The following is a 15,669-nucleotide window of genomic DNA, read 5'->3' as shown; positions in this document are numbered from 1 at the left end:
AGTACGGAATGCGTGTGGTGCTGTCTGCCTACGATTCGCGCGGGGGCGTCGAGCCGCTCGTCGGGCTCGCGGTGCGGCTGCGGGAGCTGGGGGCCGAGGTGCTGGTGTGCGCGCCGCCGGACGAGGAGTTCGCCGGCCGCCTCGCCGGGGTCGGCGTGGAGATGGTCCCGACGGGCGCGTCCGTGCGCGACCTGGTGACCGGGAAGGTGCCGCCGTCGCCGGGAGGCATCCCGAAGCGGGCGGCCGAGCTGGTCGCCGCGTTCTACGAGAACGTCATGGCGGTGGCGGCCGACGGCTGCGACGTCCTGCTCGCGACCGGCCTGGTGCCGGCCGTCGCCGGGGTGAAGGCGGCCGCCGAGAAGCTGGGCGTCCCGTACGTGTACGCCTCCTACCAGCCCGTCAGCCTGCCCTCCCCGCACCACCCGCCGATCCCGCGCCCCGGCAGGCCGCTGCCGCCGGAGATCACCGACAACGAGGCGCTGTGGGAGCGGGACGCCCGCGACGCGCAGGACGTCTTCGGGGAGGCCGTCAACGCCTTCCGCGAGTCGGTCGGCCTCCCGGCCGTGGACGACGTCCGCGACCACGTCTTCACCGACCGCCCCTGGCTGGCCACCGACCCCGTCCTCGCCCCCTGGGTGCGGCCGGCCGCGCTGGAGGTCGTGCAGACCGGTGCGTGGGTGCTGCCGGACGCGCGGCCGCTCCCCGCCGACCTCGTGGAGTTCCTCGACGCCGGCGAGCCGCCCGTGTACGTCGGCTTCGGCAGCATCCCCATGGCCGACCCGGCCGGGCTCGCCCGCACCGTCGTCGGGGCCGTCCGCGCGCAGGGCCGCCGCGTGCTGCTCTCCCGCGGCTGGGCCGACCTCGCCCTGACCGACACCGCCGACGACTGCTTCGTCGTCGGCGAGGCCAACCACCAGGTGCTGTTCCCCCGCGTCGCGGCCGTCGTCCACCACGGCGGCGCGGGCACCACGACCACCGCGACCCGCTCCGGCGCGCCCCAGGTGATCGTCCCGCAGGCGGCCGACCAGCCGTACTTCGCCTCCCGCGTGGCCGGCCTCGGCATCGGCGCGGCCCATGACGGCCCCACCCCGACCGTGGCGTCCCTGTCGGCCGCGCTGGAGACCGCCCTCACCCCGCAGACCGCGGCCCGGGCGGCCGCGGTGGCCGCCGCGTCCGACACGGACGGAGCGGCGGTGGCGGCGAAGCTGCTGGCCGAGCTGGCGTAGGCGGACGGGCTGACGGCCCGACGGCCTGACGGCCCGACGGCCTGACGGCCCGACGGCCTGACGGCCCGACGGCCTGACGGCCCGATGACCTGATGGCCTGATGAGCGGATGGGGCGGATATAGGCGGATCTCCTAACGTCACGGGGCTTCCTTGATCCGTTAGACGGGGGAATCCGCATGACACCGACCACCACCGTGAAGTCGACCGCCCTGCGCGCGGCCACGGCTCTGGCCGTGGCCGCCGCGCTGCTCGCGGGCACCGCCACCGCCGCGACCGCGAACGGCCCGGCCGAGGGGACCGTCACCCCGATCGGCCCGCCGCTCGCCGACGGCGATTCGGCCGTCGACGCCGCGATCAGCCCCGACGGCCGCTACGTGGCCTACACGGAGGGCAGCGCCTGGTGGGAGGACTGGTGGTGGATCCGCCTCACCGATGCGGCGACCGGCAAGGACATGGGCGTCCTCCCCGGGAGCGGTTCCAGCAGCGGGAACACCGCCTTCAGCGCCGACGGCCGCTACGTCGGCTACAGCTCCGCCCGCGACGAGACCGCCCGGATCTACGACCAGGTGACCAAGGAGACCACCGTCCTCACCCCGCCCGGCTCCACCACCCGCGCGTGGGGCCGCTTCGAGGCCCTCACCCCGGACGGGCGGTTCGTCGCCTACTCCGTGGGTTCCTCCGGCCCGAGCGAGTTCCGGGTCCGCGACCGGACGACGGGCGCGGACCAGGCGTTCACGCCGAAGGCCGCCGCCGGCCGCACCGGCGGCACCGTGCGGTCCGTCGGCCTCTCCCGCGACGGCGGCAAGGCCGCCTACGGCTACGACTACATGGGCCAGGTGGCGGACAAGGGCGACGTCCACGTCCTGGACCGGGCGACGGGCACCGCCCGCCAACTGGACGTCACCCACAACGGCGCTGCCGCGAACGGCAGTTCCCAGCTGGTCCGGCTCACCGAGGACGGCAACACCGTCTACTTCAACTCGGCCGCCACGAACCTCCTCCCGACGGCCGTCCCGGCAGGCACCCAGGCCTACCGGTACGACCTGACGACGAACCGCCTGACGCACGTGGGCCCCGCCATCGAGAGCATCACCGACGACGGCCGGTACGCCGTGATCCAGGAGGACGGCCTGCTGTACCGCCAGGACCGTACCGCCGGCACCCGGGTGCGGATCGGCACGGCCAAGGAGCACGGATACGCCCACCGCGCGATCTCCGCCGACGGCAAGGCCTACGCCTTCACCACGAGCGACAAGGCGATCACCGGCGTGGCCGGCTGGTACCAGATGCCGTACCTGCGCCGCTTCGAGTAGCAGCCCTCAGACCGTCAGCCACCGCCAGTACCCGACCGTGGCGAGCAGGAACGGTACGGCGTACCACCACCGCCCGAGGTTGCGGTGGAAGACCGGGACGGCGGTCAGGAGCAGCCCGAGGAACCACATCCCGACCGAGAGCACGGCGTAGACGCGGGCGTCGTCGCGCATCGGGTCGTACGGGGAGTCCGGCTGGAGCACCAGCGCGCCGTAGAGGAAGAACGTGGCCGGAAGGTAGAGGAGGGCCAGGGGCACGGCGAGCACCCAGCGCAGGCACCCCTGGTCCTCGGGCCGGTCTATGGACGTCGTCATCCGGCCATCTTCGCCGCCGTCAGGACCGCTTCCACACCCGGATGCTGTCGTCCTCGCTCGCGCTGACGATGGTGTCGCCCTTCGGGCTGAACGCGACCGAGGTCACGGCCGCGGAGTGCCCGTTGAGCGTCGCGCGCGGGCGGCGGGAGGCGACGTCCCACAGCCGGACGGTGCGGCCGCCGCCGCTGGCGAGGGCCTGGCCGTCCGGGCTGAACGCCACCGACCGGACGAAGGCGTTGTGGCCGGAGAGGCTGCCCGCGGTGGTGCGGGTGGCCACGTCCCAGAGGCGGATCGTGCCGTCGGCGCTCCCGCTGGCCAGGGTCTTTCCGTCGGGGCCGAACGCCACCGAGGCGACGGCCTTGGTGTGCCCGGTGAGCGTGGCGATGGAGGCGCGGGGGCCCACGTCCCAGAGTCGGACGGTGTTGTCGGCGCTCCCGCTGGCGAGGGTCCCGTCGGGGCTGAACGCCAGGGACAGCACCGGCTTGGTGTGTTTGGCGAGGGTCGCGACGGCGGTGGTGGAGCGGGTCACCACGTCCCAGAGGAGGATGGTGCCGTCGTCGGCCCCGCTGGCCAGGATCTTGCTGTCCGGGCTGAACGCCACCGCGCGCACCAGCCCGGTGTGCCCCGTCAGGACGGCGAGGGACTCCAGGTTGTAGACGTCGTGCAGGCGCAGGGCCTTGTCGCTCCCGCTGACGATGACCTTGCCGTCGGGGCTGTAGGACACGCAGGTCACGGCCGCGTCCTCGATCGGGGTGAGGGTGATGCTGCCCCCGCCGGCGAAGTTGAACACCTGGACGGTGCGGTCGTTGCCGCCGCTGACGAGGTACCTGCTGTCCGGACTGACCGACACCGACTCCACCGTGCCGGCGTGCTTCCTGACCTCCTGCACCGTGCGCAGCCCGTCGGTGCCGACCGTGTCTCCCCCGTCGCCGGAGCCCGTGCTGCTGTCCTTCTTGTCGTTGGGTTTCTTGCCGCCGTCGTTCTTGTCGCCGGTCAGCCGCCACACGGCGTACGTCCCGCCGCCGGCGCCCGCCAGCAGCCCGAGCCCGCCGAGCAGGACGTTGCGGCGGTTCGGCCCGGGGGCGACGCTGACCGTGGGGGTCGATCCCAGGTCCATGGTGGGTACGTCCCGCACGGCCGGCTCGTACAGCAGCGCGCGCAGCCGGTCCGCGACGGCCGGGGCGTCGGGCCGGGCGCCCGGCTCCTTGGCCAGCAGCGCGTACACCAGCTCCACCAGCGCGGGCGGCAGGTCGGCCCGTACGACGCCCAGGGCCGGGGGCGCCTCCTCCAGGTGCATCCGCATCAGCACCCAGGCCTGCTCGGTCCCCGCGAACGGCGGCGCGCCGGTCAGCAGCGCGTACAGCACGCACCCGAGGGCGTAGAGGTCGCAGCTCCCGTCGACGTGCTCGCCCCGCCACTGTTCGGGGGCCATGTACGACGGCGTCCCGAACACCCGGCCCGTGACCGTCAGTCCGCCGGTGGCGTCGGCGGTGCGGGCGATGCCGAAGTCGCAGATCTTGAGGCGGCCGTCGGCGAGGAGGAAGAGGTTCCCGGGCTTCAGGTCCCGGTGCACGACCTTCTGCGCGTGCGCGGCGGAGAGGGCCTCGGCCGTCTGGAGGGCGAGGTCGAGCACCTGGGGGAGGGGGAGGCCGACGCCGGGCGTGCGGGCCAGGAGCCGGGAGAGGTCCTGCCCCTCCAGCAGCTCCATCACCATGAACAGCCGGTCGCCGTGGCGGCCGATGTCGTGGACGACGGTGATCCCGGGATGCTGGAGCCGCGCCCCGATGGACGCCTCGCGGCGGAACCGTCCGAGCAGCTCCTCGGACGCGTCGAACTCCAGCAGCACCTTCACGGCGACGGCCCGGTCCAGCTCGCCGTCCTGGGCCCGCCAGACCTCGCCGATCCCGCCCTGCCCGAGCCGCTCGACGAGCCGGTACCGCCCGGCCAGCTGTGCCCCCGGCTGCATTCCGCCCCCTGGCCGAAACCGTCAACTACTGCGTGTGCAAGGGGTCATTGTGCCGGAAGGAAGCCGGTCCAGGCGGAGGGACCGAAGGTGAGGTGGGGTGTGGGCGGAGGTGGACTGCCTACAACTGGCACGCCAGCAGGATCGTGACCGGGACCGGGGCCACCGCGATCCAGCCCGTCCAGCGCCCGGCGGAGGCCAGGGCCGGGCGGCGGCGGAGCAGCCAGCCGACGAGGGCGAGCGGCGGGGTCGCCGCCCAGGAAGCGAGCCAGAACACCTTCAGCACGGCCACGGCCTCGGGGTGGACCTGTTCGGCCATTTCGCCCAGGGCCCCGAAGACGAAGGCCACCGGGACCAGGGCCAACGCCAGGGCCGTGGTCCACGCCAGTGCGGTGTTCTCGGTTTCGCGCATGGGCTCAGCCAAGCGGCCGCAGGGCCGTCCCACCTGCGCCGCTGTACTCAGCCTCCGCCGGTCCGCGTACTCATCCGGGACGTGGGCCGCCGAGTCCCGGCGACCCTCGACATAACCCCTAAGTACCGAGGTAAATCCACCCAACCCACCCCCCGGCCCCCGGCTCACTCGCTCGGGTGAACTGTGCCAACTCGGCTGGATTTCGGGGTGGTTGCCGGGCATATGCTCCCCCCAACAACCGCAGACATGAGACGGCCCCCGCCGGGACTGGCATCCCGGGCGAGGGCCTGACCAACGAGGAAGAAGCCACTTCCCAATGGTGTTCAAGAACCCTAGCGCGGTCACGCGCGCATCGTCCCGTGTTCGACGCGGGACCATCCCTTCAGGTGTCATCCACGTCAACGCGCGGCACCCCGACCACTACGTGGTGATCGGCAACCACCTCGCCCAGCACCAGGCCCTGTCGCTGGTTGCCATCGGGCTCGCGGTGCACATCCAGTCGCTGGCCGCCGGGACCGGGATCGGCATCAAGGACCTCGCCGCCCGCTTCCCCGAGGGGGAGATCCGGATCGCCGCCGCGCTGCGGGAGCTGGAGGCGGCCGGGTACCTGGAGCGGACCCGTGTACGGACCCCCGAGGGCAGGATCGTCACCCGGACGGTGTCCTACAACCGGCCGCGCGGCACCGTCCCACCGCCGGACGACCCACCGCCGCCGCCCCCGGACGAGCGGGCCTCCGGACCGGAGCCGCAGCCGCCGGTGGCCCCGCCCGAGCCCGCCCGGGAACCGGAGCCCGCCCCGCCCGCATCCTCGGAGGCAGCGCCAGCGACCCGGCAGGACGCCGTCGACCTGCTCGCCCGGCTGCGCGGCGACGACCCCCGGCTGCTGCTCGCCGAGCGGGACGTACGGCGGCTCGCGCCCGGGGTGGCCGCCTGGCTGGACCGGGGTGCCGAGCCGGAGGCCGTACGCCGCGTGCTGGCCGGGGGCCTGCCGCCCAACCTGCTCAGCCCGGCCGCGCTGATCGGGTACCGGCTCAAGAACGGCATCCCGCCGCAGATGCCGGTCGCACCACCACCCGCGGGGCGGTCCGCCCCGCGGCCGGACCCGATGCAGAACTGCGGCGGCTGCGACCGGGCCTTCCGCGCCCCCGAACCGGGCCGCTGCCGCGACTGCCCGCCCGAGGCCTCCCTCGCGGCTTAGGGGGTGTCCCCGCACGCCGTCCTCAGCTGGTGGCCGGCCAGCCGTTCGAGGTGACGGCCCACAGGACCGAGCTGTCGGCCCTGTGGAGCACCAGGTTGCCGTCGTCCTGGATCTGCGCCCAGGCGTTCTGGTTGTTCTGGGTGCCGGTGGCCCACAGCGGGGTGTTGTTGGCGGTGTAGAGCACCAGGTTGCCGTCCCACTGCATGCTCAGGTGGTCGCCCCGGTTGACCGTGTTGGTGGCCCGGAGGACCCGGCCGCGGTTGCTGTCGGCGTACTCCACCAGGTTGCCGTCCTCCTGCATGACGAGGCTGTGTCCGTTCGAGGAGGTGATCTGCTGCCCCTTCGACAGGGTCTGGCCGGCGGCCAGCATGGAATTGCCGCCCGTGTGCGGCGAGCTCCGGCTGGTGAACTGGAGCTGGCCCCTCATGGGGCCGAAGATGCTGGGCCCGGTGGGGGTGGCGTTGCCGTGGAAGCCGCCGTTCGACGAGGTGGAGGCCGTGAACGAGCCGTTGCCCACATTCCAGGCCAGGGTCCCCTGGAAGTCGGCCGTGCCGCGGTCGAAGATGTAGACACCGTACGAGTAGCCGTCGACGGTGCCCGAGCGGTAGAAGGGGGTGTTGTTCACACCCGGGCCGCCCTGGAGACCGCCGGTCATGATGTTCTTCGCGCCGAAGTCGTGCTCCAGGTAGACCACGACGATGTTGTACTTGTAATTGGTGTCCTGATCGACCTGGTTCAGCATGTCGTTGACGAACGACTTGTACCGGTCGTTGTTCTTGAAGGCCTCGAAGATCTTGTCGATGCCCCACGTCACCGCGCCGAGGACGTCGCCTCCGCCTGCGTGCGGGTTGCGGACGGGGCCGGTCTGGACCTGGCCGATCGTGCCGTTTCCGGCTCCGGGCGTTCCAGGGGTCATGTCCGCCATGGCGGCGGGGGCGGAGACCGCCAATGCGCCCGCGATGGCCATGGAGATGACGGCGGCCTTGAATCCGGTACGGGTCTTCCTCATGGTTTTTCCTCTTCTCTTGCGTTCTTGGGGGTCCCGAGAGCCAGCAGCAGGGCCCGGGAACGGGCGCCGCGGCGGGGCGTGCAGATCGATTCGGCCGGGGCGTAGAGCACGTCCCCGACCTGGAGGCGCAGGGTCAGCGCGGGCCCGGTCGGAGGGGCGACGTGCCAGGTGTCGGATCCGCCGAGCTGACAGACCAACAGGTCGCGTGCGGTGTCACGAGCGAGGCGGGGCAGGACGCTGATCGGGAGGCCCAGCCGGTCGGCTAGGGCCGCCGGCAGGAAGTCCGCCAGGGACTCCGGATCCGTCGGCTCGTGCTCCGTCCACATCAGGCCGGGATGCCGGCCGAGGTGGACGGAGAGGAACAGCGCGATCTCCTCGACGAGGAGGGTTTTCGTCTCTTCGGGGACCTGCGCGGTGTTCTGCATCCGGGGCGGCCTTCCTGCTTCCGGCCCGGCGGGAACTGCCCGTCTCAGCGGCCCGTTTGGTGGTCGGGGTGACAGACAGAATCCTGCGCCGCGTGCGGCCGCCGGAACATCCGCGACAAACCGGCCCCGTGCCGTCGGCCCCGTCCCCCAGGTCCCGGATTCACGCCTCCCGGGCCACTGCTGTGCCCGCGGCGTCGGTGATCAGTGGTCGCCGGCGAGCAGGCCCGCCCGTGCGGCCGCCGCGCCGGCCTGGAAGCGGCTTTCGGCGCCGAGGCGGTCCATGATGTCGGCGATGTGGCGGCGGGCCGTGCGCAAGGACATGCCCAGGCGGCGTGCGATGGCCTCGTCCTTCAGGCCCGCGCCGAGCAGCCGCAGGATGGTCTGGTCGATCTCGCGGGCGACCTGTTCCAGGCCCTGGCTGGCGGCGTCCGCGAACACGGTGGCCTGCTCCCAGGCGTGCTCGAACAGCTCGCACAGGTAGGCGACGGTGTGCGGCTCGCGGACCACTACCGCACCCCAACTGCCGTCGCTCAGCGGTAGGAAAGCCGTCATCCGGTCGTACACGACGAGCCTGCCGAACAGGTCGTGCGCCGTGCGGTGCTCGGCCCCCAGGGCCGACGCGGCGGCCACGTAGGCCTGCGTGGGGGCGTGGAAGCGGGACGTGTGCGGGTGCAGGACCCGCAGCCGGACGCCCCGCTCCAGCAGGGGCCGGTCCCGCTCCAGCGTGTCGCGCAGGGTTTCCGGGGTGCGGAAACCGCCGGCGGGCTGGCAGGTGAAGACCTCGCTGCGGCAGGCCGCGGCGGCCCGGGTCATGAGGGTGCGCACGGTCTGCATCCCGGAGACCACCTCCAGCGCACCACCCGCCGCCTGTACCCCCTGCTGGTAGGCGGAGGTGAACTGCTGGAGCTGGCGGCGCATCCGGAAGAGCTCGTACTGGCGGGAGCGGATCTCCTCCTCGACCGGGGCGGCCAGTTGGGCGGCCGCCACCTCGGGGGCGACCGCGTATCCGGTGCCGGGCTCCTCCGGGTCGGCGTGGACGAGCCGGGCCGCCATCAGCCGTTCCAGCGAGGCCGCCGTGTCCGCCGGGGCCAGGCCGAGGTGCTCGGCCGCGGCGTCGGCGTCGAGGCGGCGGTGCTCGGCCAGCCACTGGTAGACCGCCCGATCCGTTTCTTCACCGACGGTCATGCCGGATATCAGCCCAGGAAGATGGTCTTCTCCCATTTCGTCCCCCGCTCCTCTTGCTGCCACGCAACTTTAGTGACAGGCGGGATCCGTGGTGCGGCAGCCCGGCGGCGGCCATGCTGAACGTGTCCCGGGCGCCGGCGGACCGCCTCGCCGGGACTTCCTTCCGACCCGACTGACCAACGGAGTCCCGCATGAACCTCAAGCGCATCGCCCTCACCGCCGTCACCGCCGCCCTGCTCGCCGTGGGCGTCCCGGCCGCGGCCCACGCCGACGGCACCGTCCCGGTGTTCGACCCGAACCACGTCAACAGGTGGGAGTGTCACTGGGTGACGACCGGGACCGGGCCGGTACGGATCTGCACCGGTGAGGGGAGCGGCAACGGCTGGGGGCCGGTGCCCCCGCGCGACAAGATGGTCTGACGAGCCGCCCACCCACGACACGGAGGCCCGTCCATGACCGCGCACCCCACACCCCGGCCCACGTTCACGGCCCGCGAGCAAGAGCTCCTCGGACACCTCACGGAGGGGGCGACCGACCGGGCCATCGCCCGCCGCATGGCGCTGAGTCCCCACACCGTCGACACCTACCTGCGCCGCCTGCGACACAAGACCGGTACGAGCAACCGCATCCAACTCGCAATCGTCGCCCATGCCGCCCTGCGCTCCCCGTGAGGGAAACGGCAAAGGCGAGGAGCTCACGCGCTCCTCGCCATGATCAAGTTATAGCCCGCGGGGGGTCTTGCCGCAAGACCCCCGTCATGCTCCAGAATCCCCACTCGTAGCCATGACCTGGGGAAACGGGGAGCACTTGAAGAACGACGACGCGATCGACGCCATCGACGTGGTCATCGCCGGCGGCGGGCCCACCGGCCTGATGCTGGCCGCCGAGCTGCGGCTCGCCGGGGTGCGGACGGTCGTGCTCGAAAGGCTCACCGAGCCCGCCGGGCAGTCCCGCGGACGCGGGATGCAGGTGCGCAGCGTCGAGATGCTGGACCAGCGGGGGCTGCTGGACCGGTTCCTGGCGGTCAGCGAGCCGTACCGGACGGCCGACTTCGGCGGGCTGGTCAAACTGCGCCCGGAGCTGATGGACACCGCGCACCCGTACGGCCTCGCCACCCCGCAGACGGTCACCGAACGGCTGCTGGCCGAGCGGGCGGTGGAGCTGGGCGCCGAGGTCCGGCGCGGCTGCGAGGTCGTCGGGCTGGGGCAGGACGCCGACGGGGTGGACGTCGAACTGTCCGACGGGACGCGGCTGCGGGCGCGTTACCTCGTCGGCTGCGACGGGGGCCGCAGCACCGTGCGCAAGCTGCTCGGCGTCGGCTTCCCCGGGGAGCCCGCCAAGGTCGAGACGCTGCTCGGCGACATGGAGCTGGCCGAGGACGCGGAGACGGTGGCCGCCGTCACGGCGGAGGTGCGCAAGGTCCACGTCCGGTTCGGGGTCGTCCCCATGGGGGAGGGCGTGTACCGGGTGATCGTGCCCGCCGACGGGGTGGCGGAGGACCGTACGGCCGGGACGACCCTCGAAGAGGTCAAGGAGCGGCTGCGGGCCCACGCGGGCACCGACTTCGGGGCGCACTCGCCGCGCTGGCTGTCGCGGGTCGGCGACGCCACCCGGCAGGCCGAGCGGTACCGGGTCGGGCGGGTGCTGCTGGCGGGCGACGCGGCGCACGTCCACCCGCCGACGGGCGGGCAGGGCCTCAGCCTCGGCGTCCAGGACGCGTTCAACCTGGGCTGGAAGCTCGCCGCCGAGGTGGGCGGCCGGGCCCCGGCCGGGCTGCTCGACACGTACGAGGCCGAACGGCACCCGGTCGGCGCGGCCGTCATCGCCAACACCCGGGCGCAGACGGCGCTGCTGGAGAACACGGCCGGGGCGGTGGCCCTGCGCGAACTGTTCGCGAGGCTGCTCGACTTCGAGGAGGTCAACCGGTACGTGACCGAGCTGACCTCGGCGGTCGGCGTCCGCTACGACCTCGGCGACGGCCACGCGCTGCTCGGCAGCCGGATGCGGGACGTCACCCTGGGGACGGGGCGGCGGCTGTACGAGCTGATGCACGCCGGCCGGGGCCTGCTCCTCGACCGGACCGGGACCGGCGGGCTGTCGGTGGCGGGCTGGGAGGACCGCGTCGATCACGTCACCGACCCGGGTGCGGAGCCGGGCGCGCCCTCGGTACTGCTGCGCCCCGACGGCTACGTGGCCTGGGCGGGCGGGGACCCGGCCGAACTCCCCGCCCACCTCGCCAGGTGGTTCGGCGGCCCCGTCAGCTGACCCCGTCGCACGCCAGGGAGCGCCACATCCGCTGCGCCCAGGCCAGGGCGTCGGGCTCCTCGTGGGTGCAGAAGATCCCGGCGCCGCTGCCGGAGGGGTGCAGGGTGAACCCGTAGAACTCGTGGCGCGGGCGGCCGCTGTCCTGGGGGGTCAGCCAGAACGCGTACCGCAGGCCGCCGTCGGCGAGTTCCTCGCGCAGCCGCTGGGCGGGGCGGGCGTCGGGGGCGCCCGACAGCAGGGCGGTGAGGAAGTCCGCCGGGGCGCGGCCGGGGACGTCGTCGCGCTTCAGGCTGACGGCCGCCGTGCGGTCCGGGGCGGTGAAGCGGTCGTAGCCGTCGGCGAAGCCTGCCGTGAGGCCGGCGTCGCGCACCACCCGCCAGCCGTCGCCGAGGTCGGTGCGCACGTCCACGGGGAGCGGGTGGGGGAAGCGGCTGAGGACCTCGTCGCGGTCCCAGACCTCCGTCACCACGCGGGCGGCCACGGGGTGGCGTACGGCGGTGACGACGGGCAGTTCGTCCGGGTCGGCGACGCGGGTGGCGACCTCGGCGCCGAGCAGGTCGTCGCCCCAGGGCCGGATGTGGTTGGCGAACGTGCCCGTGAAGGAGAAGCCGGCGTAGCCGGGTTCCTCCCACAGCTCGTGGGCCCGCCGCAGGGTGGCGTCGTCCACCTGCACCCAGGCGCCGAGGACGAGCTCGGTGTCCTGGCTCAGCCGGACGGGCAGCAGGCAGCGGATGAAGGAGCCGACCCCGTCCGCGCGGAGCAGGGCGCGCACCCCGAGCCGGTGGAGGGCCTCCCCGGGCAGGCCGACGGCGGCGTCGGGCAGGTTGAAGCCGAAGTCGATGCGGCGCTCGTCGTGGAGCGCGTCGCCGCAGCAGGAGCAGGTGGGGAGGTGCGTCGTCACCCGGGCACCCTACGGGGGGCCGGTCGCGGGCCGGGGAGCGGCCCGGTTCGGGGTGGAGTAGCCCCGGGTGCGGGGGGCCGGTGCGGGGCCGAGCCTGGGGGCACGGGTACGGGTGCGCGCAGGGTGGTGGTGCGGGCGCCGGACGCGCGCGGCCTGCGCGCGGTCACCGTCGACGGCGAGCCGGCCGGGAGCGCCTGGTCCCCGCGCGACCTGCGCAGGCAGCTGCGCCGTGCGGGGCTGCCGCCCGGCACGGACCTGTCGGACCCGTCCCGGGCGTCCTGGCGCGGTGCGGACGCCGCCACCTGGCCGGACCGGGCGGGCCGCCGGCGCCGTCATGGCCGTGATGGCGGCCGCGGTGCCGGCGTCGGCGAACTTCCTCCACTCGGCGGTTTACCTGCCGAGCTTGGCGCTCTTCCACTCGCTGAACTCCGACGTGGTGCTTGGCCGGATCCGTTCAGGACGTGGCCGTCACGCCACCACCGCGGACCGGGGCGGACCGGCAGTCTTGGGGCGTCCCACGGAAGGAAGCCCCCCATGTCATCGACGTCATACGCCGGTTCCGCCGAGTCCCCGGTCATGCGGGCCGTCGCCCAGACGCGGCCCGGCGGCCCCGAGGTCCTCGAACTCGTCACGGTCGCGCGGCCGGAGCCCGGCCGGGGCGAGGTCCTCGTCCGGGTCCGGGCGGCCGGCGTGAACCCCGCCGACTGGAAGACGCGGGCCAGGGGCGGCGTGCGCGTCCTCGGCTGGGACGTGGCCGGAGTGATCGAGTCCGTCGGGCCGGGCGTGACGGTGTTCCGGCCCGGCGACGCGGTGTTCGGCATGCCGCGCTTCCCGGAGCCTGCGGCCGCGTACGCCGAGTACGTCACCGCTCCCGCACGCCACTTCGCCCCGCAGCCGCAGGGCCTCGGTCACGTCGAGGCCGCCGCGCTGCCGCTGGCCGCGCTCACCGCCTGGCAGGCCCTCGTGGACACCGCCGACGTCCGGCCGGGGCAGCGGGTGCTGATCCACGCGGCGGCCGGCGGGGTCGGGCACCTGGCCGTCCAGATCGCCAAGGCCCGGGGAGCGTACGTCATCGGCACGGCGAGCGCGGCCAAGCACGAGCTGCTGCGCTCGCTGGGCGCCGACGAGGTGATCGACTACCGCGCAGTCGACGTCGCCGACGCCGTGCGCGATGTCGACGTCATCGTGGACGCCACGGGCAGCGCCTCCTCTCGCCCCCTGCGCGAGGGCGGGCTGCTGATCTCGCTGCTCCCGCCGGAAACTCCGCAGGAAGACAGGGTGTTCATGCTGGTGGAGCCGGACCGGCAGGGGCTGAGGGAGATCGCCGCCCTGGTGGAGGAGGGCCGTCTGCGGGTGCTCGTCGAGGAGGTCTTCCCCCTGGAACGGGTGGCGGAGGCCCATGCCTTGGGCGAAACGGGACGGACCACCGGAAAGATCGTCCTCACCGTCGGCTGAGCGGGGTGCCTGCGGCGCTCGGATTGTCACGGTCCTGCCACAAGGGCGAGTTGAATGTGTTCAAAACCTGGGGGCGCGGGCCTACGCTGGCGGCTCCGCAACAGGGGGAGGGACCCGATGTCCGAGAACGCAGACGGCGCCGAGCAGGCGAGACCGGGCGACCCCGCCCAGGCCCCGCAGCCCGGCCGGCCTCCGGTTCTGCCGGCCGTCCAGGCCCCGGCGGGGGGCGGTCCCGCCCCGGCTCCGGCTCCGGCGACACCCGCCGATCAGGCTCAGGCTCAGGCTCCGGCACCGGCTGCGGCTGCGGGTGCGGCTCCTGTCCCGGCTCCTGCCCTGGCGGCGGGCGGTCCGGCTCCGGGGGCGGCGTCCGCCCCGGCTCCGCCGCCCCCGCCCCCGCCGCCCGTCGCGCCCGGGCTGGTCGGGCACGACCCGGCGGCCTGGCACCTCTGGCAGATGGAACAGATCCGGCTGCGCCAGCAGCGGGCCCGGGAGGAGGCCGCCGCGCGGGCCGCGAACTCCATGTGGCGCCGGATCCGGCCCGCCGAGGCCGCGCCGATCCACACCGCCACCCTCGTCGCCGTACTCGCCGCCGGCCTCACCACCGCCGTCGTCCTCGGCGACGGCATGGGCCCCGGGCTGCTCCTCGCGGTGCTGCCCGCCGTGGTCGCCGCGTACGCCTCCGCCCGCGCCGCCGGACGCAAGGCCCGCCCCTGGAGCCTGCTGTGGGCGGCCGGCTGCGTGGCGCTGCTCGCCGTTCCGGCGCTGCGGGACTCCGCCTGGCCCTCCACGCTGGCGATCCTCGCCGCCGTACTGCTCGCCGCCCTCGCCCTGCACGGAACCCGCAGCTGGCCCGGCGTACTGCTCGCCCCGCTCGGCTTCCTCGACAGCGCGGTCACCGGCGTCGGCTGGGCCTGGGCAGGCGTACGGTCGCGCGGCGGCGGGGCGGGCCGCGACCGCTGGGTGTCCGTGGTCAAGGCGGCGCTGGTGGCGGCGGTCCTGCTGCTCGTCTTCGGCGGGCTGTTCGCCTCCGCCGACGCGGCCTTCGCGGACCTGCTCGGCGGCCTGCTGCCCGACGTGTCGGTGGGCGAGGGACCGTTCCGGTTCCTGCTGTTCCTGCTCGGTGCGGTCCTGGCCCTCGCCGCCGCCCGCACGGCCGCGGCCCCGCACCGCTGGGACCGGGTCAAGTCCCGCGAGTGGAAGGCGCGTTCGCGGGTGGAGTGGAGCCTGCCGCTGATCGTGCTGAACCTGCTCTTCGCCGGGTTCAACGCGGTGCAGCTGGCGGTGCTGTTCGGCGGCTACGACAAGGTGCTGGAGAGCACGGGCCTCACGTACGCCGAGTACGCCCGCCAGGGCTTCTGGCAGCTGCTCTGGGCCACCCTCTTCGTCCTCGCCGTCATCGCGCTCGCCCTGCGCTGGGCCCCGCGCGGCGGGACCGGCGACCGGCGCCTGGTCCGCTCGGTCCTGGGGACGCTGTGCCTGCTGACCCTCGTCGTGGTCGCCTCGGCGGTGCGCCGCATGGACCTGTACGTGGACGCGTACGGCCTGACCCGGCTGCGGCTGTCGGTGGTCACCATGGAACTGTGGCTGGGCCTGGTCATCGTGCTGCTGATGGCGGCCGGGATCGCGGGCGGACGCTGGCTGGCCCGCGCGGTGGTCGCCAGTGCGGCGGCGACGGTGCTGGCCTTCGGGCTGGCCTCGCCGGACGGGATCATCGCCGAGTACAACGTGACCCGCTACCAGCAGGACAACAAGCTCGACCTCGCCTACCTCCGCGACCTCTCCTCGGACGCCGCCCCCTACCTGGACCGCCTCCCCGAACCCCGCCGCTCCTGCGCCCTGATGGCCATCGAGGCCGACCTGCGCCGCGCGTCCGACGCCCCCTGGTACGCGACGAGCCTCGGCGAACACCGCGCCCGGCAGATCCTGCGCGAACGCCCGGTGACGGCGACGGTCGCGGAGTGCAGCCGCCTGGGCGCGTTCGCGAGCCGGGAGGAGTGAGGAGCG

General features: G+C 74.0%; 15 protein-coding genes. 8 read left to right on the top strand and 7 right to left on the bottom strand.

What is annotated here, in order from left to right; all coding sequences use genetic code 11:
* The first annotated feature begins 8 nt into the window (after positions 1-8).
* A complete protein-coding gene (locus tag ACQKM2_RS24825) occupies positions 9-1,226 on the top strand; it encodes a glycosyltransferase (RefSeq protein WP_427713349.1) in 1,218 nt (405 codons plus the stop codon).
* Between the two features lie 177 nt (positions 1,227-1,403).
* Positions 1,404-2,540: a WD40 repeat domain-containing protein gene (locus tag ACQKM2_RS24820; protein WP_427713348.1), complete on the top strand. Its 1,137-nt coding sequence runs from the start codon at positions 1,404-1,406 to the stop codon at positions 2,538-2,540.
* Positions 2,541-2,546: 6 nt separating this feature from the next.
* Here the strand turns inward: ACQKM2_RS24820 and ACQKM2_RS24815 are convergent, their stop codons facing one another.
* The 3 genes from ACQKM2_RS24815 to ACQKM2_RS24805 all read right to left on the bottom strand — a co-directional run bounded on the left by ACQKM2_RS24815 (position 2,547) and on the right by ACQKM2_RS24805 (position 5,227).
* Positions 2,547-2,852, bottom strand: coding sequence for a hypothetical protein (locus ACQKM2_RS24815; RefSeq protein ID WP_427713345.1), 306 nt, complete (start codon positions 2,850-2,852; stop codon positions 2,547-2,549).
* Positions 2,853-2,871: 19 nt separating this feature from the next.
* A complete protein-coding gene (locus ACQKM2_RS24810) occupies positions 2,872-4,818 on the bottom strand; it encodes a WD40 repeat domain-containing serine/threonine protein kinase (protein ID WP_427713344.1) in 1,947 nt (648 codons plus the stop codon).
* A gap of 118 nt (positions 4,819-4,936) precedes the next feature.
* Positions 4,937-5,227 (bottom strand): hypothetical protein, encoded by a 291-nt coding sequence (locus ACQKM2_RS24805; protein ID WP_427713341.1) that lies wholly within the window; start codon positions 5,225-5,227, stop codon positions 4,937-4,939.
* Positions 5,228-5,543: 316 nt separating this feature from the next.
* On the opposite strand from ACQKM2_RS24805, the gene ACQKM2_RS24800 reads away from it, so the two are divergent.
* Positions 5,544-6,425 (top strand): helix-turn-helix domain-containing protein, encoded by an 882-nt coding sequence (locus tag ACQKM2_RS24800; protein WP_427713339.1) that lies wholly within the window; start codon positions 5,544-5,546, stop codon positions 6,423-6,425.
* Positions 6,426-6,447: 22 nt separating this feature from the next.
* Here the strand turns inward: ACQKM2_RS24800 and ACQKM2_RS24795 are convergent, their stop codons facing one another.
* From ACQKM2_RS24795 to ACQKM2_RS24785, 3 genes are all read right to left on the bottom strand, one after another.
* Positions 6,448-7,434, bottom strand: coding sequence for a bulb-type lectin domain-containing protein (locus tag ACQKM2_RS24795; protein ID WP_427713337.1), 987 nt, complete (start codon positions 7,432-7,434; stop codon positions 6,448-6,450).
* Positions 7,431-7,859, bottom strand: coding sequence for a hypothetical protein (locus tag ACQKM2_RS24790; RefSeq protein ID WP_427713334.1), 429 nt, complete (start codon positions 7,857-7,859; stop codon positions 7,431-7,433). The genes ACQKM2_RS24795 and ACQKM2_RS24790 overlap by 4 nt, the downstream gene beginning before the upstream one ends.
* Before the next feature lie 201 nt (positions 7,860-8,060).
* Entirely contained in the window at positions 8,061-9,044 is a 984-nt protein-coding gene (locus tag ACQKM2_RS24785; RefSeq protein ID WP_427713332.1) for a LuxR C-terminal-related transcriptional regulator, read from the bottom strand.
* Between the two features lie 191 nt (positions 9,045-9,235).
* On the opposite strand from ACQKM2_RS24785, the gene ACQKM2_RS24780 reads away from it, so the two are divergent.
* The 3 genes from ACQKM2_RS24780 (at position 9,236) to ACQKM2_RS24770 (ending at position 11,309) form a co-directional block, all read left to right on the top strand.
* Positions 9,236-9,463, top strand: coding sequence for a hypothetical protein (locus ACQKM2_RS24780; RefSeq protein ID WP_427713329.1), 228 nt, complete (start codon positions 9,236-9,238; stop codon positions 9,461-9,463).
* Between the two features lie 33 nt (positions 9,464-9,496).
* Positions 9,497-9,715, top strand: coding sequence for a response regulator transcription factor (locus ACQKM2_RS24775; RefSeq protein WP_427713326.1), 219 nt, complete (start codon positions 9,497-9,499; stop codon positions 9,713-9,715).
* Positions 9,716-9,827: 112 nt separating this feature from the next.
* Positions 9,828-11,309, top strand: a complete 1,482-nt coding sequence (locus ACQKM2_RS24770) for an FAD-dependent monooxygenase (protein ID WP_427713323.1) — start codon at positions 9,828-9,830, stop codon at positions 11,307-11,309.
* Here ACQKM2_RS24770 and ACQKM2_RS24765 read toward each other — a convergent pair.
* The gene (locus ACQKM2_RS24765) at positions 11,302-12,210 is read right to left on the bottom strand and encodes a DUF2199 domain-containing protein (RefSeq protein ID WP_427713321.1); all 909 of its coding nucleotides are present in this window, start codon (positions 12,208-12,210) and stop codon (positions 11,302-11,304) included. The two genes, ACQKM2_RS24770 and ACQKM2_RS24765, sit on opposite strands and share 8 nt — an antisense overlap.
* Before the next feature lie 534 nt (positions 12,211-12,744).
* Between ACQKM2_RS24765 and ACQKM2_RS24760 the strand changes: the two genes are divergently transcribed.
* Both ACQKM2_RS24760 and ACQKM2_RS24755 read left to right on the top strand, forming a co-directional pair.
* A complete protein-coding gene (locus ACQKM2_RS24760; RefSeq protein ID WP_427713319.1) occupies positions 12,745-13,665 on the top strand; it encodes an NADP-dependent oxidoreductase in 921 nt (306 codons plus the stop codon).
* Positions 13,666-13,782: 117 nt separating this feature from the next.
* Positions 13,783-15,663: a DUF4173 domain-containing protein gene (locus ACQKM2_RS24755; RefSeq protein ID WP_427713317.1), complete on the top strand. Its 1,881-nt coding sequence runs from the start codon at positions 13,783-13,785 to the stop codon at positions 15,661-15,663.
* The last annotated feature ends 6 nt before the right edge of the window (positions 15,664-15,669 follow it).

The organism is Streptomyces sp. NPDC004126 (assembly GCF_050275515.1).
In the GTDB taxonomy this organism is placed as follows: domain Bacteria; phylum Actinomycetota; class Actinomycetes; order Streptomycetales; family Streptomycetaceae; genus Streptomyces.
The sequence above is the reverse complement of the archived record's forward strand: the minus strand, read 5'-3'. Positions and strand labels throughout refer to the sequence as shown.

Excerpts from the sequence above, each read along its gene's own strand:
- ACQKM2_RS24825 (WP_427713349.1), top strand. The coding sequence starts at position 9 with ATGCGTGTGGTGCTGTCTGCCTACGATTCGCGCGGGGGCGTCGAGCCG.
- ACQKM2_RS24820 (WP_427713348.1), top strand. The coding sequence starts at position 1,404 with ATGACACCGACCACCACCGTGAAGTCGACCGCCCTGCGCGCGGCCACG.
- ACQKM2_RS24815 (WP_427713345.1), bottom strand. The coding sequence starts at position 2,852 with ATGACGACGTCCATAGACCGGCCCGAGGACCAGGGGTGCCTGCGCTGG.
- ACQKM2_RS24810 (WP_427713344.1), bottom strand. The coding sequence starts at position 4,818 with ATGCAGCCGGGGGCACAGCTGGCCGGGCGGTACCGGCTCGTCGAGCGG.
- ACQKM2_RS24805 (WP_427713341.1), bottom strand. The coding sequence starts at position 5,227 with ATGCGCGAAACCGAGAACACCGCACTGGCGTGGACCACGGCCCTGGCG.
- ACQKM2_RS24800 (WP_427713339.1), top strand. The coding sequence starts at position 5,544 with ATGGTGTTCAAGAACCCTAGCGCGGTCACGCGCGCATCGTCCCGTGTT.
- ACQKM2_RS24795 (WP_427713337.1), bottom strand. The coding sequence starts at position 7,434 with ATGAGGAAGACCCGTACCGGATTCAAGGCCGCCGTCATCTCCATGGCC.
- ACQKM2_RS24790 (WP_427713334.1), bottom strand. The coding sequence starts at position 7,859 with ATGCAGAACACCGCGCAGGTCCCCGAAGAGACGAAAACCCTCCTCGTC.
- ACQKM2_RS24785 (WP_427713332.1), bottom strand. The coding sequence starts at position 9,044 with ATGACCGTCGGTGAAGAAACGGATCGGGCGGTCTACCAGTGGCTGGCC.
- ACQKM2_RS24780 (WP_427713329.1), top strand. The coding sequence starts at position 9,236 with ATGAACCTCAAGCGCATCGCCCTCACCGCCGTCACCGCCGCCCTGCTC.
- ACQKM2_RS24775 (WP_427713326.1), top strand. The coding sequence starts at position 9,497 with ATGACCGCGCACCCCACACCCCGGCCCACGTTCACGGCCCGCGAGCAA.
- ACQKM2_RS24770 (WP_427713323.1), top strand. The coding sequence starts at position 9,828 with ATGACCTGGGGAAACGGGGAGCACTTGAAGAACGACGACGCGATCGAC.
- ACQKM2_RS24760 (WP_427713319.1), top strand. The coding sequence starts at position 12,745 with ATGTCATCGACGTCATACGCCGGTTCCGCCGAGTCCCCGGTCATGCGG.
- ACQKM2_RS24755 (WP_427713317.1), top strand. The coding sequence starts at position 13,783 with ATGTCCGAGAACGCAGACGGCGCCGAGCAGGCGAGACCGGGCGACCCC.